A 24,731-nucleotide genomic window follows, 5' to 3' on the forward strand; every position below is an offset into this window, starting at 1 on the left:
AATTTTATCAGTTGATTTAAAAAAATCTGTGCAAACCGGTTTAATCCGCAAAATCTGTGTGCCATTATAAAAACATTACCATGAAAAAAATATCAATTTGTTTCATCCTGTTTCTTTCAATCCTCTTTTTAGCATTTAAAAAAGATCCATCTACTGTGACGCAGAAAGATGTTGTGGTAAAAGCACAATTTGAAATGCCAGTTATAAAAATTCCAGATTTTAGCAAATGCAAGGAATTTTCGATAGTTGATTTTGGAGCTGTTAAAGGAGATAAAAACAAAACTTCTGAAGCCATTTCAAAAGCCATTTCAAAAGCAAATAAATCTGGCGGAGGAATTGTCGTAATTCCGGAAGGAGAATGGTTGACCAAGAAAATTCATTTTAAAAGCAATGTAAATTTGCATTTGAATAAAGGTGCCGTTTTGCTTTTTTCCGAAGATCCAAAAGATTATTTGCCTGCCGTTCGTTCGACTTGGGAAGGATATGAATGCCACAATTATTCACCATTGATTTATGCGTATCAATGTAAAAATATTGCGATTACTGGCGAAGGAGAGTTGAAAGCTAAAATGGATGTTTGGACAAAATGGTTCGCACGCCCAAAAGCGCATATGGAAAGTTTGAAAAGATTATACTATTTGGCTTCTTATAAAAAACCTGTGGAAGAAAGACAAATGGTAAATGATACGGCAAATTTGCGTCCGCATTTTATTCAGTTCAATCGTTGCCAAAATGTTTTAATGGATGGCGTTAAGATAACGAATAGTCCATTTTGGACGATACATCCGTTTTTATCAAAAGATGTCGTAATCAGAAATCTTCAGGTCTATGCGCATGGACATAACAACGATGGTGTTGATCCGGAAATGTCTCAAAATGTATTGATCGAAAATTGTGTTTTTGACCAAGGAGATGATGCGATTGCGATTAAGTCGGGTTGTGGTATCGATGCTTGGAATTTACATACGCCTTCAAAAAATATTGTAATGCGTAATTGTACTGTGAAAAATGGTCATCAATTAGTGGCTATTGGAAGTGAACTTTCGGGCGGAATAGAAAATGTTTTTATTGACAACTGTACCGTTGTTGATGGCGCAAAACTAAATCATCTTTTGTACATTAAAACCAATGAAAGAAGAGGTGGTTTTGTAAACAATATTTATATGACTAACATTACATCAGGTAAAATTGACGCGGGAATTCTCGGCATAGAAACTGATGTTTTGTACCAATGGCGCGATTTGGTTCCAACTATTGAACGACGCCTTACGCCTATAAAAAATGTGCATTTAGAAAATATAAAAGCAACCAATGTAAAGTTTATTTCGAGAATTCAAGCTCAGAAAGAACTTCCTGTAGAAAATATTTTCTTGACAAATGTAACTGCGGATAATGTTCAAGGAGAAAAAGCAATTCATGAAAATGTCTTGAATTTTGTCAGTAAAAATTAATAAGCGTTTTAAACTCTAAAAAAATGTCTTCAAAAAAAATAATAGAACATAGTGAAGCCGCAGCACGTTTTAATAAAGACGTTGATCGTGTAAACTGGCATGATGAAACGCTTTGGTTTGTTAGAGAAAAACGTGACAGATCAGCGCATCAGATCGCGGATTGGGAATTACTGCGTGAAACTGCTTCGAAAATCAAGAATAATGTGCTTTCTAACATTCACGATTATTTAGTTGAATTTGAAGTAAATGCACAGAAAAACGGAATAAAAGTACATTGGGCAGCCGATGCAAAAGAACATAATGAAATTGTTCATTCTATTTTGGTAAAACACGATGTAAAGCAAATGGTTAAATCAAAATCCATGCTTACAGAAGAATGCCATTTGAATGAATATTTAGCCGAAAATGGTGTAGAAGTAATTGATTCCGATTTAGGAGAATATATTGTACAGCTTCGAAAAGAGCCACCGAGTCATATTGTTTTGCCAGCAATTCACCTTAAAAAAGAAGATGTAAGTGAAACTTTTCATGAACATTTAGGTACAGAAAAAGGAAATTTTGACCCGCAATATTTAACCGAATCGGCGCGACAACAGCTTCGGGATACGTTTTTAACCCGAAAAGCAGCTTTAACCGGAGTTAACTTCGCCATTGCTGAAACGGGAGAATTTGTAGTTTGCACCAATGAAGGAAATGCTGATATGGGCGCACATTTAGCCGATGTTCACATTGCCTGCATGGGATTTGAAAAACTGATTCCGAAGAGAGAACATTTAGGTGTTTTCCTGAGATTATTGGCCAGAAGTGCAACGGGACAACCCATTACCACTTTTTCAAGCCATTTTAAAAAGCCAAGAGATGGCAAGGAAATTCATATTGTAATTGTCGATAACGGCCGAAGCACACAATTAGGACGAGAAGATTTTAGAAATTCACTGAAATGCATTCGCTGTGGTGCGTGCATGAATACGTGTCCGGTTTACAGACGAAGTGGCGGACATAGTTATCATAATGCTGTTGCGGGACCAATTGGTTCTATTTTGGCACCAAATCTTGACATGACCAAAAATGCCGATTTGCCGTTTGCCAGTACGCTTTGCGGTTCCTGCACGAATGTTTGTCCGGTAAAAATTGACATTCATGATCAGTTGTATAAATGGCGTCAGGTTTTGGTGAAAGAAGGACATACGCCAACTTCAAAAACCATTGCAATGAAAACAATGGCGAAAGTATTAGCGAACCCAACGGTTTTTAATATTGCTGGAAAATCAGGCCGATTTGTAATGAAAAATGCTCCAGGTTTGGTCAACAATAAAATGAATAAATGGTACGATCAGCGCGAAATGCCTGCCGTTCCGGAAGAATCATTCAGAGAGTGGTACAAGAAAAATTCAAGAGAAGCAAAAGAGAAAAACAATGAGCAGTAAAGCCGATATATTACGTAAAATAAAACAGAATCAGCCCGATTCTGTAACCGCTTTGCCAGACTTAAAAGTTTTAGGTTCTGAACAATCCGATGTTTTAGAAACCTATAAAACGGTGCTGAAAAACATTGGAGGAAACACTGTTGAAGTTTCAAATTATGAAGATATAATTTCATATATCAAAGAGCATTATAATATTGAAAAACGAATTGTGACAACGCTTCCTGAACTTTCAGAAATTGCATCTTTAGACTGGACAAATGACGATCCGCATTCACTTAAAAACGTGGAATTGACGGTTGTAAAAGCGCATTTTGGAGTGGCAGAAAACAGTGCGCTTTGGGTAACCGATGATATTTTGGGACAACGCGTTTCGCCTTTTATAGCACAATATTTAGCTATTATTGTAAACAAAGAAAACATATATCCAACAATGCATCAGGCGTATGAAAAAATAGGAAATCAGGAATACGGTTTCGGAACTTTCATCGCCGGACCTTCAAAAACGGCTGATATTGAACAGTCTTTGGTTTTAGGTGCACATGGTGCGAGAGGTTTGATTGTTTTTATTTTAAACTAATTTTTCGCCACGAATTCACGAATTATTTTTAAATCTAATTCGTGAATTCGTGGCGATTTTTTTAGAACAATTTATTTAAATTGAAATAAAGATTGTTATTTTTTAATCACTTCAACGGCTAAGCTTTTTGCTCTGTATTTATTAAAAGTTATAAAAATAATAGTTACAATTACAAGTAGAGCGAAATCGGCAACGCCTAATAATAATTGCGTTTTTACTTTAAATAAATTAGCAAATCCGTAGCTGAATATTGAACTGATCATGTACATTACACCACCTGTAAGTCCGCTTGCGATTCCGGCATTTTTTGAGAAACGGCTTAGACAATAGCCATAAATAATATTGAATATAAATCCGCCGGCAATGTGAATTCCGATAATAAAACCAATTAAAGTATAAAGACTGCTTCCGAAAGAAGAGGTAAAAATCATCAGCAATACTAAAGTAATCTGAACCGCAAATGCAATACTTACTTTTTGTGCCAAAGGTTTTTTAATCATCGATTTTGCAATAATACCGCCCGTCATTAATGAAAAACCAGAAAGCAAAGAACTGTATCCCGTAGTAATCGCTGAATATCCTAAAACGCGTTCAATAATAAACGGACTAGATAAACTGTAAACGACAACCATTCCAAACGAAATTCCGATAATAACCAAACCTAAAGTAAAATCAGCCGTTTGAAGCATTCCTTTGTACGTTTGTGCAATCAATTTTAATTTAAATGGATGATAATGTTTTAATGATTCTCCGCTGTAAATAAGTTCTAAAATCAGAAATACTAAGGATAATCCACCAAGGAAATAAAAGTTAGATCTCCATCCAAAACTGTTTTGCAGATAACCACCTAAAAAAGGCGCCATAATAGGAGCACAGGCCCAAATGATGGAAAACATACTGATGTAGCTTTTCAGTTTTTCGCCCGTAAATAAATCAACAAAATAAGCGCGTTTTCCTACTACAATAAGGGCAATTGTAATTCCCTGGATAATTCGCATGGCGTAAATAACATAAATATTGGGAACTAATGCAATCACAAAACTGGTAAGCGAAAATAGGGCAAGTGACGCCAGACTTATTTTATAGCGTCCGAAACTGTCTAAAATACTTCCAATAAAAAATTGGCTTATACCAACACTAAACATAAATAAAACCAGCGAAAGCTGTACCGCCGAAGCCGAAACATGCAAATCATTTGCCATTGCAGGCAAAGAAGGTAAATAAATATCTGTAGCAAAGCCAGATAGTGGAATCAATGCCAAGGCTAGTATAGTACTAAATCCCTTGTGGTTTTCTTGTAAAATTCTCATTTTGTTATTTTTTAATTGTTTTTTGTTGTGTTTCAATTGAAACTTATTTAATTTAAATTAGACCGAACGGTCTAAAAAATAGTAAAAAAAATAGGTTATCGAACATATCTTTTAAATTCATCCTTTATGCTTTCTAAAACGATTAGCATTTGTGTGTGATCACCACTTATTTTTTCGCATAAAATGGCACCTTCAATCATGGCAAAAGTTTTAATGCTAAACTGTTGCGGATTAATTTCTGCCTGCAATTCATTATTGTTTATTCCGTCTTCAACAATGGTGTAAAATCTCTTTTGGGCCGACTGGATTGCTTTTTTTACATATTCCTTCACCGTTGGATTTGTATCATCCGCATCAACTCCGAAGTTTAAAATTGGGCAACCGTCAACCATTGTTTCGTCATTTCCGTATACATCCAATAAATTGAAAAGTTTTTCCTGTGCCGTTTTGCCTTTTGAAACTGCGGTATCTAATTTGTTTGCCAATTGCGCTCTCAAATAGATAAATGATTCAATGCAAATTTCTTCCTTACTTTCAAAGTTACCATAAATACCGCCTTTTGCAAGTTTTGTAGCTTCCATAATATCAGTGATTGAAGTGCCCGCCATGCCTTTTTTATTGATAATAGGCGCTGATGCTTCTATGATAAATTGTCTAGTTCTTTCTGCTTTGCTCATGATCTTTTCATTTTGACGCTACAAATTTAGACCGTTCGGTCTTTATTTGCAATAATTTTAACTTTTTATTTTAGAATAGAGCCCGTTTAATAAAAATTATTTCTGTTCTTGTCATCATGATTTTTAATTTATATTTGTTTACATAGATGTTATTTTGAAACAAATTTCAATAAAGAAAAATGGGATTAATTTATAAAGTCGAAGATAAGGAGCTCTTAAAAACAAGAAATGAGATTTTCAAAGAAGTAGGAATTCCTGCTTTAATGACAAATGGTTTTGAGCCAGATCCTTATAAAACTTCATGGCATGGTGAATATGATAAAAGTAGTCGTGGATACATCTATCAATTCTCGAGAATCTCGCAAGAAAAATATCTTGAGCGAATTGAAATTTCAATTATTAGTGGTGAAAAATGGATTAAGATTTTTCTAAACATTTTCGAAATAAAACCAAATTTAAATTCGTTGTCTCTTTTGAAGGATTTTGACGGTCTTAAATTTAGCGGATTAGCATTTCGTTTAACTAGAATTCGATTACGAAGCGATGACTATAAAGGTCCGCCAATATTTTATATGTTGTTTTTACCAGAGCATAAATTTGGGAGCTTTTATACTAAAAGAGGATATAATAAAGAAGCAGAAAAGTTAAGGAAATTAATAAAATCAGACATGGAAAATGTAGATGGTTTTATAGAAAGATGGCATCAATTATTTTTCCCAGTTAAAATAGATTGGGAAGGGAATCTTAAATAAAATCTTAAAATGTAAACTATGGCACGAGCGAGACGCTCGCGCTAGCAGGGATAGCATAATAGTAGAATTTAATAAAAATTTTCCTTTTATTAATCGCATTAAAGAATAAAAATTATCTGTTCTTGTGTCATGATTTTTAATTTATATTTGTTCAAATAGATATTATTTAGATACAAAATTTAATAAATAAAAATGGGATTAATTTACAAAGTTGAAGATGCAGCGCTTTTAAAAACAAGAAATGAAATTTTCAAAGAAGCCGGAATTCCTGCTTTGTTAGCAAATGGTTTTATGGCAAATCCCTATCAAACCTCATTAAATGGGGAATTAAATAGAAATAATCGCGGATATAACTATCAGTTTTCCAGATTATCCCAAGAAAAATATTTGGAAAGAATTGAAGTTTTAATCAACAATGACGACAAATCAATTCAGATTTTCGTAAATGTTTTTGATGTGAAATCGAATTTAGATGCTTTCCCTGCTTTAAGTGATTTAGCGGGTGCAGATTTTAGTCAGTTAGCATTTAGATTAACAAGAATGAGGTTAAGAGATAATTATATAGGTCCGTCATTATTTAATAAGCTGTTTTTTCCAGCACATGAATTAGGGGGATTTTATACTGAGAGAGGCTTCAATAAAAAAGCAGAAAAATTAAAGAAACTGATAAAATCAGATATAGAAAACTTGGATGGTTTTATAGAGAAATGGAAGAGATTGTTTTCTCCGATGGAAATTGAATTGAAAAGGGAATCTTAAATAAAGTTTTAGAATGTAAAATATGGCACGAGCGAGACGCTCGCGCTAGCAGGGATTAATTTATAAGGTTGAAGATACAGCGCTTTTAAAAACAAGAAATGAAACGAGTAATAATAAAAAAAGGAGATGTTTTTTTTGTTAAAATAAATGACAATAGCAAGCGCTATTTTCAATACATAACAAATGACTTAAAACAACTTAATAGTGATGTAATTAGATGTTTTAAAAAAGTTTACTCGCTAAATGAAAATCCAAGTTTGGACGAAATAATAAAAGATGAAATATTTTTTTATGCACACTGCGTAACAAAATGGGGTGTCAAATTAGGGTATTGGGAAAAAGCAGGAAATATAACTGATGTGGGTACATTTGAGCATATTTTGTTTAGAGGTACAAATGATTATGGCACGATAAAAGGACAAGAACCCATAAAATTTTCAAATAATTGGTTCGTATGGAGGATTGGGGATTTAAAATCAACATATCTTGGCAAGCTTAAAGGAGAGAACAGGAATGCTGAAATAGGCATCGTTATGGACCCTGAAAGTATTGTATATAGAATAAAAACAGGGAAGTACGATGGTTTTTATCCAGATTTCATATAGACTTAAGGATTTAATTAAATGAATGATTTTCAGATTTAGCAAAAAATACTGAAAATACCAATATTGTTTGTATGATCCGCTAGCGCAGATTTGTAATCTGTGGTAATGATTGATATCAGAACACTTTGTGCAATAAAAGATGCGAACAAAAACATTTTATAAGCAAACCTTTATTAAAACTAAAAACGTAAGATTTACTCTTACACATCAGCCATAAAATCAAAATTTTATGAATTGATTTTTGCAAAATACCTATAAATAAGCTTATAATTGTGCTTTCTACACAAATTCACAAAAAAGCATACTATTTTGAAGTATTTTGTTCTGCATTTTATACTGCTGTTTGGTTTCACTTCGCTGAGTTTTGCGCAGGATAATCCGGTGAAATTTCTTGATATTTCTGACGGTTTGTCGAACAATTCCGTGATGACTATTTTTCAGGACAGCGACGGTTATCTTTGGTTTGGAACTTACGATGGACTAAATCGTTACGATGGTTACAATTTTAAAGTTTTTCGAAACCGAATCAACGATAAAAAATCACTTTCCTTTAATGCCATTTACAATATCGAAGGCGATTCTCGAAAGAACATTTGGGTTGGAGGCGCAAATGGAATAAGCATTTACAATAAATCAACGGCCACATTTCATCCGGCTGGATATCTTTCATCGAATAAAAAGAAAATCTTAAACGGCATTATTCATCAGATGCGTTCGGTTTCTGAGAATTTGTTTTTAGTTGCTTCGCAGAGTTTAGGCTTGGTTAGTTTTGAAAATGGTTTATTTGTAGGGAAACAAATTCCGCTTACTGTTTTGGGCAATAAAATCGGTATCAATAATTATGATGCGATTGCGATTCAGGAAGATAAAAAAAATAAACATTCGTGGGTTTACGTGCGAAATGTCGGAATTTGCAGTTATAGTTATTCGTCTAAAACCTTAAAAGCCGTTTTCTCGCTTTCAAAAGAAGTTAAAGCAATGAAATTAGCTTCTGACGGAAATCTTTGGTTGGGAACAGATGAAGGGCTTTTTCTCTTCAACACAAAAACGGGAATTATTTCAGATAATTATTTTCCAAATAAATGCAGTGTCACTGATCTTTTGGTTGACAAGAAAAAAGAGCTCTGGATTACGACAGACGGTTGCGGCATTTACAAAGTCATCGGAACAAATAAAAAAGCGATTCCGTTTAATAATGTAAACGATAATCAGCTGGCAAAAAGCAATTCGGTTTGGAGTTTGTATGAAGATAAAGACGGAAACATATGGTTTGGTTCTTTGCGCGGTGGTATCAGTATGCTGAGCAATTCGCCAAAGTATTTTAAAAACATTCGATACAATGCTAAAGATCCTGCCGAAAACTTCATTTTGTCTTTCTGCGAAGATGAAAAAAAGAATCTTTGGGTAGGAACTGACGGCGCGGGATTAAAATATTGGAACCGAAAAAATAACTCGTATATCAATTACGGTAATAAACTTTCAAGTCCGTTTATTACCGGAATTGTTCGGGATAATAATAACGAAATCTGGCTTTCGACCTGGGCGGGCGGTGTCAATAAAATTAATCCGAAAAACAATTCGGTTACGCAATATTCTTGTTTTAATCCTTTTACGAAACAAATTGAAAAGAATATTTGGTTTGTTTACAAAGATTCAAAAGCAAATATTTGGGCGAGTGCGACAAATGAAGGTTCGCTGTATTTTTTCGACAGAACAAAAAACAGTTTTGTGCTTTTTGACAAATCGGTTATAAACTTGCAATGTTTGACGGAAACCAGCGATGGGAAACTTTGGGGTGGAAATTATACCAATTTGTTTTCTATCGAAAAAAATACAAGAAAAATCAATAAAGTTTCGATTGGAAATCCAATTCGCTGCATTCACGAAGACAAAGACAAAAATCTCTGGTTGGGAACTCAGGAAGGCGGATTATTGTTATTTGACCGAAAGAAAAATACGTTTAAAAGGCTGACAACAGATGATGGTTTGCCGTCAAATACGATTTTAAGACTGCTCGAAGATAAGGAAGGAAATCTTTGGATGAGTACATATAACGGAGTCTGCAGATTTGATAAAAAGAGACAAACGTTTCGCAATTTCTCTGTAAATGATGGTTTGCAAAGCAATCAATTTAGTTTTAATGCCGGAATTGAATTATCGACCGGCGAGTTTCTTTTTGGCGGAATAAACGGCTTCAACATATTTTTTCCTGAGGCAATCAAAGGATTCAATCAAAAGAATAATTTATTGCTGAGTGATTTTTCTGTGAATAATCAGTCGATAGAAGAAAGCAAAGTCGAAGTTACAAATGACGATTCGACCAAAATGAAAGAAGTAAGTTTAGATTACGATCAAACGGCTTTGTCATTAGAATTTGTAGCAATTGATTATAACAATGCAGATAAAATAAATTATGCCTATTTCCTTGAAGGTTGGGACGAACAATGGAATTATGTGGGTCAGGCCCGAAAAGCAAATTATTCGAGGCTGCCGGAAGGAAAATATACGTTTAAAGTAAAAACGACAAACGCAAAAGGTGGCTGGAATAAAGAAGTTAGTCTTATTTCAATTGAAGTTTTACCGCCTTGGTACAGAACCTGGTGGGCGTATACCTTGTATTTGCTCGGAATTGCGGGGGCACTTTTTGTTTATTTGGATTACGAAAAAAATAAAGAAGCACTAAAATATAAAGTCAAAATTGCCGAATTAGAAAGCAAGAAAGAAAAAGAAATTGCCGAGAAACAATCGTCAATGTTTACCTATATCTCGCACGAATTCAGAACGCCGCTTTCGCTGATTATAAATCCGTTGAAAAAAGCAGTTCAGAAGGAGCGTGTCGAAAACGGATCTTCGGGCAGTGATTTGGCAATTGCGCATAGAAATGCAAGACGTCTTTTGAGTTTGGTCGATCAGCTTTTGCTTTTCAGAAAAGCCGAAAATGATGCGGATTCGCTTCGATTGTCGCCTATAAATGTCAACAAACTTTGTAATGAAGTTTATCAATGTTTTGTAAATCAGGCAAAAGATAAAAACATCAAATACAATTTTGATATTCCAGATAATGAAATTGAGATTATTGGCGATTATGAAAAAATCGAAATTTCGCTTTTTAACTTAATGTCGAATGCTTTTAAATATACTCCAATTGGCGGTGAAATTAGTTTGAAATTAACCGAAACAATTTCAGACGTTGAAATGGAAATTTCAGACAGTGGAGAAGGAATTGATAAAGCGGACATTGACGTAATATTCGAGAAATTCAGACAAATAAATTCTAAAGTTTCGATAAGTACTGGTTTTGGAATCGGACTTTTTATTGTGAAATATTTTGTTGACAAACACAAAGGGAAAGTAAGCTGCAGCAGTGAAATTGGAAAAGGAAGTATTTTTAAATTGACCTTTTTAAAAGGAAGCAGTCATTTTGAGAATGCTGTTATTACAAATGATATTCAGCAAAGAAGTCAGCTTTTTGACGAACTGAATGTTGATGATACTGAAGAAAATAATTCGGTTAATACTCCGATTTCAGAAACTGATTTTCGAACCGTAATGCTGACTGAAAAACGAACCATTTTAATTATTGACGATAATGATGATATCAGAAATTATCTGATCAAATTGTTTTCAGAAAATTATATGGTTTACAGCGCTGAGAATGGAGAAGAAGGTTTGAAACTGACCAAAAAACATATGCCTGATTTGGTTATCAGTGACATTACAATGGAGCAAATGGATGGTCTAGAGCTTTGCCGAAAGATTAAGGAAAGTAATGATTTGTCGCATATTCCGGTTATTTTATTGACAGCTTCAAAAAATCCAGAAACACATTTACAAGGAATCAATGACGGTGCCGATGATTATATCATGAAACCTTTTGATGATGATATTCTTGTTGCGCGTGTAGAATCGTTATTAAAAAACAGAAGCAATCTTCGAACTTATTTTCTGGACAGTATTACATTAAAAGAAAATACACAGAAAGTTCCGGCCGAATATCAATTTATACTGAAAAAATGTATTGATATTGTTGAAGCCAATATTCATAAAAAAGATTTTACCATAAAGACTTTTGCCCAGGAAATGGGAATGAGCCACAGAACGCTTTATACTAAAATCAAGATTATTTCCGGACAAACTTTAAATGCTTTTATTCGATCACTCCGGATTCGCAGAGCGGCGATGTTAATGCTGACCGAAGACATGAATATTGCGCAGGCAAGTGCCGAAGTTGGTTTTGAAGATCCTAAATATTTTAGACAACAGTTTGTAAAACTTTTTGGAATGACGCCTTCAGAGTATATTAAAAAATATAAGAGCTCTTTTAACTCCGATTTGAATATTATTGGTTAATCTATTGGTGCAATCTTAAACTAGAAACATAGATTTATAAGAACGAAAAAGAATATGAAAAGAAACATGCTTCTAACACATAGTCCCGAAGCTTCGGGATGCATTTAAATTAGTCAAACGCTTTTTTTTTAAAAGTTACTAAAACTATTTTTCTATGTGTTAAAATTAATTATGCTCAACGATTTTAGTTAAAAATCATTTTCAGACTTTATATTTTCTTAAAGACTTAATTGCATTTTGCAAATAAGAGTGCATTTTTTTGAAAAATTTCAAACGTTTTAGTCTCAAATGAAAGGATATTTCAACGATTGCAGATTATGTAAAAATATCCGGATATTTTTTAATACTCTGTAAATTTTAATACCAAATAATGATTAATTGCAATTTTGACCTCCTTTTTTTTCCATTTTACCCCTCCTTGGAAGTGTGATTTAAACATTTCTTTGCATCGATAGTAATAGATTAAGTTGTATTACTGTGTAAAATTATAAGTGTTATTTTTTTGATAAGTTTTTAATCAGTTTAAAGAATTGAGCCTTCTTTAAAATAAGATTGTAAGAGTTGGTTTTACGTATTACTTATCTGGCCCGCGACAAAAATCGCGGGTCAAAAAAATAAAGCTTTACTGTTTTAGAAAAAGAAAAAAAAGGAAATATTAATCAAACTTTACTAACATGACAAAAACCAAACCACCGATTTTTAATTGTCTGTTTCCGTCTCCAAAAAGGAAAAGACAATCTAGATCTTCAAAAATGAGTCCGACTCATTTATTTAAACAATCACTTTACGCTTAAAAAGAACAAACTAACCTAACCTTAAAATTAAAGAAATGAAAAAGAATAAATTTTTATTTTTTCTTGCCCTTTTTGCCGTTTTGTTTACAGGATGTCAAAGTAACGATTCAGATTTCGCTCCATCTGATGATCCTACGGTAGTAATAGCTACAAAAGAGATTTATGGCGCGCCAAATAGAAAATTCGAAATCAAAGCGGCGCTTGCTGATGATTTAGGATTAAAAAGTGTTGAAATCCAAATTCCGGAATTATCACTTGATAAAGTAATTTCGTTTGCAACAGATCCTTTGTTGAAAACATACGATCTAAGCTACTTTTTTGAAGTTCCGGCAAACAGAGGAACTTCTGAAGCTTTCAAAATAAAATTGACTATTACAGATGTTTCTGGAAATATTGTAAATGAGGAAATCAACCTTCGTTTAGACGGAGAATTTGCTGCACCATCTATTACTATGGTTTCTCCAAAAGAAGGAGCTGTAATTTTATTATCAACTAGTAATCAAATGCCAGTAAATTTTGTGGTGAACGACGATTCTGGTATTGATTATGTTCAAATTAAATGTGCTGCTTTAGGAATTGATGAAACTGTTCAATTAACGGGTTCGCCTCAATCTTATACATTCAATAAAACGTATACATTGCCAGTAACAGCTGCAGATTATGTTTTGACAATTACTGCGAAAGACAAATTTGCTATTCCGAACACTGGATCTTTGAATGTAAATATTGTGGCTACAAATGAGTATCCGGCAATTTATTTATGTGATCAGCCAAAAGGAACCAACCTGACTACTGATGCAGTTGGAGTTCCGATGTATTTCCACGAGAAAAGCGGACAGGATTTTGAATTCAAATATTATGCAGATAAAGACAACAAAGAAGTTTATTTCTTAGGTCAGGAATCAGATTTTGCCCCACATTGTTTTGGTTTGAATGCTGCAGGAGAATTAGCAGATGATGTTGCTTCGGCACCAATTATTTTGCCAACAAAAGGATATTACAAAATTAAAGTGAATCCAAATACTTTAAAGTATACAGTTACGAAATACACGCCAACAAGCAAAGTATGGGCTGATATTGCCAACGGATTATGGCATGATGATGCAGCACTTAGAAAACCTTTCGTGAGTGTTTGCGGTGGCGGAATCAAAGACGCAAACTGGGATACTTGGAATGCGTGGGTTATGACTGGATTGCACTTAAGCAATAATTCGGCAAATCCTTATCAATTAGTTGGTGAATACACTTTAACCGGAACTATGGAAGCCACTTTTACAGGCCAATGGTGGGATCCTTCTTGGAGATTAATCAAAAACGGAATCTGTACAATGTCGCCAGGTGAGAACGGAAATGCTAAATATCCAGCTGCTGCGGGAGTTTACAAAGTAGTTCTTGATACTGAGTTAGAAAGAGTATTTATCACAAAAAAATAGTTACGGCCTTCTTGTAACATTTAATTAATAAAACAGCTTAATATGAAATTTAAATATATAGGATTTTTTATTGCCCTGATGTGTACTGCTGTATCATTTGGACAAATAAAAATAACAGGTACTGTTAAGGATAAAGGCGCAGTGCCAATTCCGGGTGTTAATATCGTTGTAAAAGGAGCTTCAACTAACACGTCAACAGATTTTGATGGAAAGTTCGCAATCGAGGTTCCGAATAAAAATGCGCAAATTGAATTGTCTTTTGTTGGTTTTGCCAATAAAATAGTTCCAGTTGGTGATAAAACTAATTTTGATATTGTTTTAGAAGAATCAAGTCAGGCATTAGATGAAATTGTTGTAGTTGGTTATGCTGCTGTAAAAAAGAGCGACGTAACGAGTTCTATTTCTTCTGTAAAAGGAAAAGAATTGCAAACAATGACAGTAGGAAACGTAACAGAATCACTTCAGGGAAAAGTTTCTGGAGTACAAGTTGTAGGCGCTGGAGGTCCAGGTGCACAACCAAGAGTATTGATTCGTGGTATTTCTACGGTAAACTTAAGTACAGATCCGCTTTATGTAGTTGACGGAATTCCGATGGGAACAAGTATCAATTTCTTGAGCAATAACGAAATTGAATCGATGGAAGTTTTAAAAGATGCTTCTGCAAGTGCAATTTACGGTTCACGTGCATCAAACGGGGTTATCCTGATTACAACTAAAAAAGGAAAAGTTGGAAAAACAAGATTCAATTTTGATACAAGTTCAGGAATGCAGTTTATGAATAATCCGTATCATATGGCTGATGCACAAAGCTATGCAACAATTATGAATACGGCTTATAATAATTCAGGCTATTCAGATTATTTGCCAAATCCTTCTCAATACCAAGGAAAAACTACAGATTGGTGGAATGCTGGAATTAGAAAAGCAAGTCCAGTTGTGAATGCTTCTCTTGGAGTTACAGGAGGTTCTGAAAAACATACTTTCGCAATCAGCTTAAACTACTACAATTCAGAATCTATGTATGAAGTAGGAGGTTGGGAAAGAATTACAATGAGAATTGCAAACGATTTTAAATTCTCTGATAAATTCTCAGCAGGAATTACATTAAACCCTCGTTACGAAACGTATGGTTCACCAGGAAACTGGGCTGATTTTGACAAAATTGATCCAATTACGCCAATCTATAAACCAGCAGATCAATTAAACGGAACTGAAAATGAATACAGTATTTATGCACGCTCTCCGTCCTATATCTGGAATCCGGTTGCAGCTGTAAAACGTTATGATGATTTTACAGATCAATACAACTTGAATACAAATGGTTATTTGCAATACGCACCAATTAAAGGTTTGGTAATTCGTTCACAAGCTTCGATTGAAGTAGGCGATAAAGTAAGAAATAGATTCAGCCCTGACTTTGTGATTGATGCTGCACACGAAAAAGCGGAAATCAATAGTGTTGAAAAATGGAACACTACTAATGTCGATTGGACTTGGCAAAATACAATCACCTACACTAAAACATTTGCTGAAAAACATAATGCCTCTTTAATGATTGGTAACACTATGGAAGAGTATAATGGAAATGATCTTTGGGGTTACGGAGAAGGAATTCCTAACAACTCAGATTCTATGAGAGAATTAAATGCTGCAACAAAAAACCGCAACAGTGGCGGTAACAGCTGGTCAAGTTCATTAATGTCTTATATTTCTCGTTTTTCTTATAACTATGACGGAAAATATTATTTCACAGGTACTTTCAGACGTGACGGTTCTTCAAAATTCATGGAAAACAATAAATGGGCAAATTTCCCATCTGCATCGGTTTCTTGGAGAATTTTGAATGAAGATTTTATGGAATCGACAAAAGATGTTTTAAGTGATTTAAGATTTAGAGCAGGTTGGGGTAAAGTAGGAAATCAAAACTTACCAAGCGCGGTTTATCAATCTAATATCGGAACAGGTTTTTACCCAATTGGGAATGATATTGCTGATACTTCTTATCCTTCTACAATGGCAAATAAAGACATTAAATGGGAAACCGTTGAAGATGTTTCTTTCGGACTTGATTTCGGATTATGGAAAAACAAGCTTTCTGGATCTTTAGAATATTACCAAAAGAAAACAAATGATATGTTGTTCTTAAAACAATTTCCAACATATAGTGGTTTTCCTGGATATTCTACAATATGGACAAACGTAGGTTCTATGAAATCAAATGGTGTCGATTTATTGGTTTCTTACAAAGACAAAAAAGGGGATTTCTCATACGGTGTTGATGTAACTTTCACAACTGTAAATGTGAAGATGATAAATTTATCTACTGACGGAGAAAAATTATACGGTTCAAGCAACAGAACTTTGACTGTTGAAGGTAATGAGCCAGGCTATTTTTACGGATATGTTGCTGATGGTTTGTTCCAAAATCAAACAGAATTAAACTCTCATACAGACGAGCACGGAACAAAATTACAGCCTTATGCGCAAGTTGGAGACGTTCGTTTTAAAGATATTAACGGAGACGGAAAATTAGACGATAAAGACAGAACAAAAATTGGTTCTCCTTGGGCTGATTACAACGTGGGTCTTAATTTGACTTTCGCTTACAAAAATTTTGATTTAGTAGCGAATTTCTATTCAAGTATTGGAAATGATTTGATTAACCAAAATATTTCAGATTTATACAATGGTGCAAGTTTGACAAATAAAGTTAACGGATTAGATCAAATGGCTTGGCATGGAGAAGGAACTTCAAATTATGTTCCTCGTTTATCAAAAGATGATAACAACGAAAACTTTACAAAATTCTCTTCTTTATATGTTGAAGACGGATCTTATGTACGTATGAAAAACCTTCAGGTTGGTTATTCGTTCTACAATAAATTCGGATTAGATAAACTAAGACTTTCGTTATCAGGTCAGAATTTATGGACTTGGACAAATTATACAGGAGTTGATCCTGAAGTAGGAGGCGGAGTTTTAGGATCAGGTTTTGGAGGATGGAATTATCCAGTTCAGCCAACAATCCTGATGGGTCTTAATGTAGTATTTTAATAAAAACGATCATGAAAAAAATAATAGTATCATTAATCACTTTTTCTCTATTAGCAGTTTCTTGCAGCGATTTTATTGAAAAAGAAGAAAGAGGAACACAAACCTTAGAAAATTATTTTCAGACAGCACAAGAGTGTGAAAATTACGCAAACGAGTTAACACGCAGATTATTAATTCCGAATGACTGGTGGACTTTAGTTGCGCCAAGAGTAACCAACGAAATGTCAACAGATGATGCCTGGATGGGTAATACAGGACAGGACAGCGGTGCGCACAGACCATGTTCACAATACATCATTACACCTGACAATATGGGTGATATGAATAGTATTTATACGGCGCATTTTTACACGATCCAATCGGCTAATCTTGGTTTGGAGAAAATGGCTGCATCGCCACTTACCGAAGCTCAAAAAAATCAGTATATGGGAGAATCTCTTTTCGTAAGAGCCTATTGCTACTATGAGCTGGTAAACCTTTTTGGAGGAGTTCCGGTGTATACAAAATCTCTTGGAACTGGCGATTTGACTTTAAAGCGTAATTCAGCAGCAGAGGTTTATGCACAAATTGAAAAGGATCTTAAAGAATCGGCTGCAAAATTAGAAACGATTCCAGTTAACAGAAACGGAAGAATTAACAAATGGGCGGCTTATGCTTTATTGGCTCGTGTGTCTTTGTTCCAGGAAAAATGGGCTGAGGCAAAACAATACTCAAATAAAGTTATTACAGAAGGCCCTTATGCTCTTGAAGCTGATTTCTTGAACATCTGGAATGTAAACAATCATAACGGAGTGGAGTCAATTCTTGAAGCGCAATCTTCATCAGTTCAAGATAAAAGTTTGGGTTCTGCATTGCCAACTTTAGCTGGAGCAAGAGGCGAAGATAAAAAGAATTTCCCTAGCAATGATGCTGCTGATGTTCTTGACGGTTGGGGATGGTGTATGCCAACAAGTGATTTAGAAAATGCATATTTATCTGAAAATGATGTTATCCGTCGTAGAAGTACCATTACGAAATGGGGAGAAGCTGCTTACGGTGATGAGGTTTTAAACCCAACTCATAAATTCAGTTTGAATGATAATAAATCAGGACGTATTTGCCGTAAATATTATATTCCAATTGCAACGCGCCGTTCATTAGATAAAAAAGATGGTCACTTGCCATTAAATATTCCATTGATTCGTTTGGCAGAAATGTATTTGACAAGAGCAGAAGCAAGCTATCATACTAGCGGAGATGCTTTGGCAGATATCAACATCATCAGAGCGCGTGTAAAATTAGATCCAAAAACAGGGCTTTCGGGACCAACTTTATTGAGACAAATTTACAAAGAGCGTCGTTTGGAATTGGCTTTCGAAGGATTGCGCTTGTATGATATTCGTCGTGAAAAAGATCCAACAACAGGAAGACCAGTAATCGAATCTTTAATGGGACCAAACGGAACTTTTGTTAAATACAACTTGAGTTCAACAGATCCTTACGAAACGACAAACTTGAGAGAACCTCAGGATAAAGGAATCAATTTTAATCCTGCGAAAAATTTATTATGGCCAATTCCTCAGTTGGAAATTGACTTGAGCGGCGGTTTAATCACACAAAATCCTGGTTATTAAGATGAAATTTGTTAATCAAAATAAAGTAAGTCTGCTGTGTGCAGGCTTGCTTTTCGCTAGCTCACTTTTTGTGGGTTGCGACTCTGAAAAATCGGATAATTCAGGTTCTGAAAATCCGGTTGCCGAATTGAATGTGAATTTGGATATGAATCTTCAGACAATGGAAAGTTTTGGAGCTTCTGATGCTTGGCAAACTAATTTTATTGGAAAAAATTGGCCTTCGGATAAAAGAAATAAAATAGCCGATTTATTATTCAGTAAAGAAGTTGATGCCGATGGAAATCCTAAAGGTATCGGATTATCATTATGGCGTTTTAACCTTGGAGCAGGAAGTACTGAACAAGGCGACGCAAGTGATATTACAGATGAATGGAGGCGCACCGAATGTTTTACGACAGATGGCGTAAGCTACAATATGAATAAACAAGCTGGTCAGGTTTGGTTCATGAAAGCGGCAAAAGAACGTGGTGTTGAAAAATTATTGGCTTTCGCCAATAGCGCACCAGTTTACTTGACACAAAATGGAAAAGCGCATGCGAGCATCAAAGAATTTTACAATCTGAAAGATGGAAAAATGCCAGAATTGGCTGATTTCTGGGCTACTTCATTAGAAAAATTAAAAACAGAACACGGTTTAACAATCGATTATGTGAGTCCGTTTAACGAACCACAGTACGAATGGGATGGTTCTGCACAGGAAGGTTCGCCTGCTACAAATGCAAATATTTACAGTTTTGTAAATGTTTTATCCCCAAAATTACAGTCAAAAGGACTTAGTGCGCAGATTGTTGTGGGAGAAGCGGGATCTTATGAATCGCTGTACAAAACAGTTTCAGGAAAAGAAAGCAGATCCAATCAAATTGATTATTTCTTTGCTTCTAATTCAACAAAAAAGATTTCTGGATTGAGTAATGTTAAGAAAACCATTTCTGGACACAGTTACTGGCAAGCTTGGCCTTTGAGCGAAATGGTTTCGTCAAGACAACAAGCTGCTTCAAGAATTCAGTCGGTTGGCGGAGTAAGTTTATGGTCTTCTGAATATTGTGTTTTAGAAAGTCCGGGAACTGCAGAATTACCTGGTGGAGCAGGAGCAGGAAGAGATTTAGGAATGCCGCTTGCACTTTGGACAGCGCGTATTATCAGTACAGATATTGCTCTTGGAGGTGTAACTTCTTGGCAATGGTGGACAGCAATTAGCCGTGGCGATTACAAAGACGGTTTGATTCATGTTGATGATAATGCAAGCAACGGAGCTGGAAATGCTGATTATTGTAAAAATGATGGTTACATCAGAGATTCAAAAACATTATGGGCTTTAGGAAATTTTTCATTTTTCGTAAAACCGGGAATGGTAAGAGTTCAAATTCCGAGTGTGGATAATGCAACAACTTTGAATGATGTAATGGTAACCGCTTACAAAGATGCAGCTACTAAAAAATTGGTAATTGTTGCGGTAAACATCAGCAAATCGGCGAAAGCCTATAAATTGAATTTGGCAGGAGGAGCTTTGACAGACGGTAAATTAACTCCTTATACAACTTCCGAAACTTTAAGTTTGAAGAAAGGAGCTGCTGTTGATGCGGGAAGTTTAGAAATTCCGGCTAGGTCGATTGTGACTTATGTAGGGAATTATAAATAAGAATAAAAAATTTAACCGCAAAGGTCGCAAAGAAAAAACGCAAGGGCTCGCAAAGCTTGTTTTAAACTTAGCGCACCTTGCGAATCCCGATAGCTATCGGGATAGCGTCTTTGCGGTTAAAAAAACATAAAAAATAAATGAAAAAAGTATATATCTCACTTTTTCTGGTAATAGGTTCGTTGTCATTTGCGCAACGAACTGCCATTATCAGTACAGATAAAGTTGTTCAGACGATGGACGGTTTTGGAGGTTCTGATGCGTGGAGAACTCAGTTTGTGGGAAAAAATTGGCCAGAACAAAAAAAGAATGCCATTGCCGATTTGCTTTTCAGTAAAGAAATCGATGCGCAGGGAAATCCCAAAGGAATTGGACTTTCGATCTGGAGATTCAATCTTGGTGCAGGAAGTACAGAACAAGGTGAAAACAGCAAAGTTTCTGACGAATGGAGAAGAAGCGAATGTTTCTTAAATGCAGACGGGACTTATGATTTCTCTAAACAAGAAGGTCAAAGATGGTTTTTGCAGGCAGCTAAAAAACGTGGTGTCGAAAAATTCCTGATTTTTACAAACAGTCCGCCGGTTTTTATGACCAATAACGGATTGTCTTTTGCTTCTCAAAAGAATAAACTGAATCTAAAAGATGGTGCAATTCCAAAATTTGCCGATTTCTTAGTTCAAAGTATTCAGGGACTGGAGAAAAAAGAAGGAATAAAATTCGATTATGTTAGTCCGATAAATGAACCGCAATGGGAATGGATGCCAAAACATGGCGATACAAACAGTCAGGAAGGAACTCCGGCAACGAATGAGGAAATTTATGATTTGACCAAATCACTTTCAGAAAAACTGAAAGCTAACAAAATGAATACTGAAATTGTAATTGCTGAAGCGGCTCAGATTGATTATTTGTATGAAAATGTAAATAAAGAAAATCGCGATAATCAGATTGATTTTTTCTTTGGAAAAACTAAAACAAACGTTTCGAAATTCTCCAATGTAAAGAATGTTATTCTCGGTCATAGCTATTTTACAACATGGCCGGTTGAAAGACAAGTTTTAAGCAGAAAATTAATTGCTGCGGAAATAAAAAGAAATCCAGGTTTAAAGTATTGGCAGTCTGAATATTGTATTTTAGAGAATCCGGGAGAAAATGAAATTCCGGGCGGTTCAGGTGGCGGAAGAGATTTAGGAATGCAAACCGCTTTATTTGTGGCACGTTTGATTCATAATGATATTGCTGTTGCAAACGCCGCTTCTTGGCAATGGTGGACATCAATAACGAGAGTCGATTATAAAGACGGTTTGATTTATTTGGATGACGGAAAAAGCAAAGGCGGAACGGAGCCAAATTATGTTAGAAACGATGGAGAATTTCACGATTCAAAACTGCTTTGGGCTTTAGGAAATTATTCACTTTTTGTTCGTCCGGGAATGCAAAGAGTTGATGTTCCAAATCAAAATGAACTAGACGCTGCAAATGATGTAATGTTGACAGCTTACAAAGATGTGCAAAACAAAAAATTGATTGTGGTTGCGGTAAACTGTGGAAAATCAGCGCAAAAATACAAGTTCGATTTATCAAAAGGTGCGTTGAAAAATAATGAGTTTACACCGTACATCACATCTGAAACTTCAAATTTAAAAAGAGCGGAAATTCAGAAAATTGATAACTTAGAGATCCCTGCAAAATCAGTTGTGACGTTTGTGGGAGAGTTTCAATAAAGATAAAATTAGTTTCAAGTTTCAGGTTTCATGTTTGAAGGAACCTGAAATTTGAAACCTGAAACAAAAAAACATATTAATAGAAAAGCTTAGAAATTTAGAATCTTAGCAACTTAGAACCTTAAAAAGAAATGTTTACAAAAAAAATCATTTTACCAGTTTTACTCTTTTCGTGTCTGTCGGCGAGCAGTCAGATATCGTTTGGAGATTCAAAGAAAATCAATGACAATTGGAAGTTCAATCTTCAGGAAACGCCAGATGCAAAAAACATCACTTTTGACGACAGCAAATGGCAAAATGTAAATGTGCCTCACGACTGGAGCGTAAAAGGACAATTGAGTCCAACTTTAGCGAGTTGTCAAGGTTATTTGCCGGGCGGCATTGCTTGGTACAGAAAATCAATCAATATTCCGCAAAGCAAATCGGGCGAGAAAGTGTATTTGTATTTTGAAGGAGTTTACAACAGAAGTGAAGTTTTCATCAACGGACATTCATTAGGAAAACGTCCAAATGGATATATTTCTTTCGCTTATGATGCAACAGAATTCGTAAAATTCGGTGGAGAAAATACAATTTCTGTTCGCGTTGACCACAGCCAAAGTGCCGATTCAAGATGGTACACCGGATCAGGAATTTATAGAAATGTTTGGGTAGTGTACGCAAATCCGGTGCATATTGCACAATGGGGCGTTTATGCCTATCCAGAAGTGAAAAAAGGAGCAGGAACTTTAAATGTTGAGGTTGATGTTGAGAACGGTTCTTCAGCAAAATCATCTTTGACAGTTGTAAACGAATTGTTTTCAAAAGATGGAAAATCAGTAGCAAAATCTTCTTCTAAAATTGAAGTTGCTGCTAAACAAAGTGGAAAAATTTCGACTAAAATAAATATCAAAAATCCACAATTATGGGATTTAGATAGCCCGAATTTATACGAACTGAAAACTACAGTTTTAAAAGACGGAAAAGAAATTGACAAAGCAGTAACGAAAACTGGTTTTAGAGATTTCACTTTCGATCCAAATAATGGTTTTGCCCTTAACGGAAAATGGATGAAAATGAAAGGTGTTTGTTTGCACCATGATGCAGGAGTTTTAGGTTCGGCAGTTCCAAGAGAAGTTTGGAAAACAAGATTAAAAACGTTGAAAGAAATTGGCGTAAATGCCATCCGTACAAGCCACAATCCACAAGCGCCAGATTTCTATGAACTTTGCGACGAGTTAGGTATATTGGTTTTAAACGAAGCTTATGACGAATGGGAATTCCCAAAACGTAAATGGCTTGAAGGTTGGAACTATGGAACTCCAGGTTTCCAAGGTTCTTTCGATATTTTTGCAGAGTATGCAGAAAAAGATCTAGAAGATTTTGTTCGTCGTGACAGAAATCACCTTTCAGTATTCGGATGGAGTATTGGTAACGAAGTTGATTATCCAAATGATCCATATTCACACCCAGTTTTGGATAAAGGGAAAGACGGTTTTGGACAAGCGGCTTATGGAGGTTATAAACCAGACGCACCAGATGCAATGCGTCTTGGAGCAATCGCAAAACGTTTAGTTGCAGCAGTTAAAAAATACGATAAATCGCGTCCTACAACAGCTGGTTTAGCAGGTGTTGCCATGTCTAACGAAACGGAATATCCAGGAGCTTTAGACATTACAGGGTACAATTATACTGAGAGTAAATATCAGTCAGATCACGCAAAATATCCCAAAAGAGTTATTTACGGAAGTGAGAACGTTCACGATATGGAACCTTGGTTAGCAGTTAAAAACAACAAACATATCTTCGGTCAGTTTTTATGGACAGGAATTGATTATTTAGGAGAATCGGGAAGATGGCCTTCAAGAGGATTTTATTCTGGATTAGTTGATTTTGCTGGCGTAATTAAGCCTCGAGGATATTTCCGTCAGTCATTATGGTCAGATAAACCAATGGCATACGTTGGAACTTATCCGTTGACAAATGAGAAAGATGTTTCTAAAGATGCATGGGCAATTTGGAATTACGAAGTTGGGCAAAAAATCCGCGTAGTTTGTTATACAAATGCTGCAAAAGCACGTTTAGAATTGAACGGAAAAGTAGTTGGAGAAACGAAATCATACGACGAAAAAACCGGAATTATTTATTGGGATATTCCATTTGCTTCAGGAAAATTAGAAGCAATTGGTTTAGATGCAAATGATAAAGAAGTGAGCCGTTATGCAATCAATTCAACACAACAGCCGGTTGAATTGACAATTGCTGAAAAAGACATCACAATCAGCAAAGATAAAGGAGTAGCTAAAATCATGGTTCAGGTAAAAGATCAAAATGGTCTTCCAGTTATGCTTTCAGACAATGAAGTGACTTGCAAAATCAGCGGACCTGGAATTTTATTAGGACTTGAAGCTGGAAACAACAGCGACATGACCGATTATACAGACAATGTACAAAGAGTTTTTCATGGACATATTGCAGCTTACATTCAGGCAACTGGCGATGCGCAACCAATCAAAGTTACGTTTACAAGTCAATGGTTAAAACCTGTAGAAGTGACAATTAACGTGAAATAAAGGCATTTTCTAAGTTA

At 35.2% G+C, this 24,731-nt stretch carries 15 protein-coding genes; 13 read left to right on the forward strand and 2 right to left on the reverse strand.

What is annotated here, in order from left to right; genetic code table 11:
• Positions 1-80 precede the first annotated feature (80 nt).
• From GQ47_RS17505 to GQ47_RS17515, 3 genes are read left to right on the forward strand one after another with little or no spacing between them, the layout of a single operon-like run.
• A complete protein-coding gene (locus tag GQ47_RS17505; protein ID WP_035651123.1) occupies positions 81-1,451 on the forward strand; it encodes a glycoside hydrolase family 28 protein in 1,371 nt (456 codons plus the stop codon).
• 23 nt (positions 1,452-1,474) lie between these two features.
• Positions 1,475-2,878 carry a lactate utilization protein B gene (locus GQ47_RS17510; protein ID WP_035651128.1) on the forward strand — a complete coding sequence of 468 codons (1,404 nt, stop codon included), beginning with the start codon at positions 1,475-1,477 and terminating at the stop codon, positions 2,876-2,878.
• Complete coding sequence (locus GQ47_RS17515; RefSeq protein ID WP_035651131.1) at positions 2,868-3,455, forward strand: LutC/YkgG family protein; 588 nt, start codon at positions 2,868-2,870, stop codon at positions 3,453-3,455. The genes GQ47_RS17510 and GQ47_RS17515 overlap by 11 nt, the downstream gene beginning before the upstream one ends.
• 95 nt (positions 3,456-3,550) lie before the next feature.
• On the opposite strand, the gene GQ47_RS17520 is transcribed toward GQ47_RS17515, so the two are convergent.
• Together GQ47_RS17520 and GQ47_RS17525 are read right to left on the reverse strand one after the other, a co-directional pair.
• Positions 3,551-4,765, reverse strand: coding sequence for an MFS transporter (locus tag GQ47_RS17520; RefSeq protein WP_035651417.1), 1,215 nt, complete (start codon positions 4,763-4,765; stop codon positions 3,551-3,553).
• Positions 4,766-4,860: 95 nt separating this feature from the next.
• Positions 4,861-5,442 (reverse strand): TetR/AcrR family transcriptional regulator, encoded by a 582-nt coding sequence (locus GQ47_RS17525; protein WP_035651134.1) that lies wholly within the window; start codon positions 5,440-5,442, stop codon positions 4,861-4,863.
• Between the two features lie 179 nt (positions 5,443-5,621).
• Between GQ47_RS17525 and GQ47_RS17530 the strand changes: the two genes are divergently transcribed.
• From GQ47_RS17530 to GQ47_RS17575, 10 genes are all read left to right on the forward strand, one after another.
• On the forward strand, positions 5,622-6,194 hold the full coding sequence (locus GQ47_RS17530) for a hypothetical protein (RefSeq protein WP_035651136.1): 573 nt from the start codon (positions 5,622-5,624) through the stop codon (positions 6,192-6,194).
• 192 nt (positions 6,195-6,386) lie between these two features.
• On the forward strand, positions 6,387-6,953 hold the full coding sequence (locus tag GQ47_RS17535; RefSeq protein ID WP_035651139.1) for a hypothetical protein: 567 nt from the start codon (positions 6,387-6,389) through the stop codon (positions 6,951-6,953).
• Between the two features lie 98 nt (positions 6,954-7,051).
• The gene (locus GQ47_RS17540) at positions 7,052-7,558 is read left to right on the forward strand and encodes a hypothetical protein (RefSeq protein WP_035651142.1); all 507 of its coding nucleotides are present in this window, start codon (positions 7,052-7,054) and stop codon (positions 7,556-7,558) included.
• A 309-nt stretch (positions 7,559-7,867) separates the two neighbouring features.
• Positions 7,868-11,908 carry a hybrid sensor histidine kinase/response regulator transcription factor gene (locus GQ47_RS17545; protein ID WP_035651419.1) on the forward strand — a complete coding sequence of 1,347 codons (4,041 nt, stop codon included), beginning with the start codon at positions 7,868-7,870 and terminating at the stop codon, positions 11,906-11,908.
• Between the two features lie 829 nt (positions 11,909-12,737).
• Positions 12,738-14,135 (forward strand): hypothetical protein, encoded by a 1,398-nt coding sequence (locus tag GQ47_RS17550; RefSeq protein ID WP_051951622.1) that lies wholly within the window; start codon positions 12,738-12,740, stop codon positions 14,133-14,135.
• Between the two features lie 42 nt (positions 14,136-14,177).
• Positions 14,178-17,189, forward strand: a complete 3,012-nt coding sequence (locus tag GQ47_RS17555) for a SusC/RagA family TonB-linked outer membrane protein (RefSeq protein ID WP_035651145.1) — start codon at positions 14,178-14,180, stop codon at positions 17,187-17,189.
• A gap of 11 nt (positions 17,190-17,200) precedes the next feature.
• Positions 17,201-18,802 carry a RagB/SusD family nutrient uptake outer membrane protein gene (locus GQ47_RS17560; RefSeq protein WP_035651146.1) on the forward strand — a complete coding sequence of 534 codons (1,602 nt, stop codon included), beginning with the start codon at positions 17,201-17,203 and terminating at the stop codon, positions 18,800-18,802.
• 1 nt (position 18,803) lies between these two features.
• A complete protein-coding gene (locus tag GQ47_RS17565; protein WP_035651148.1) occupies positions 18,804-20,441 on the forward strand; it encodes a glycoside hydrolase in 1,638 nt (545 codons plus the stop codon).
• A 137-nt stretch (positions 20,442-20,578) separates the two neighbouring features.
• Positions 20,579-22,162, forward strand: a complete 1,584-nt coding sequence (locus tag GQ47_RS17570; RefSeq protein ID WP_035651150.1) for a glycoside hydrolase — start codon at positions 20,579-20,581, stop codon at positions 22,160-22,162.
• 131 nt (positions 22,163-22,293) lie between these two features.
• On the forward strand, positions 22,294-24,714 hold the full coding sequence (locus GQ47_RS17575; RefSeq protein WP_035651151.1) for a sugar-binding domain-containing protein: 2,421 nt from the start codon (positions 22,294-22,296) through the stop codon (positions 24,712-24,714).
• Positions 24,715-24,731: the final 17 nt, after the last annotated feature.

This window comes from Flavobacterium sp. ASV13 (assembly GCF_000745775.1).
Lineage (GTDB): Bacteria > Bacteroidota > Bacteroidia > Flavobacteriales > Flavobacteriaceae > Flavobacterium.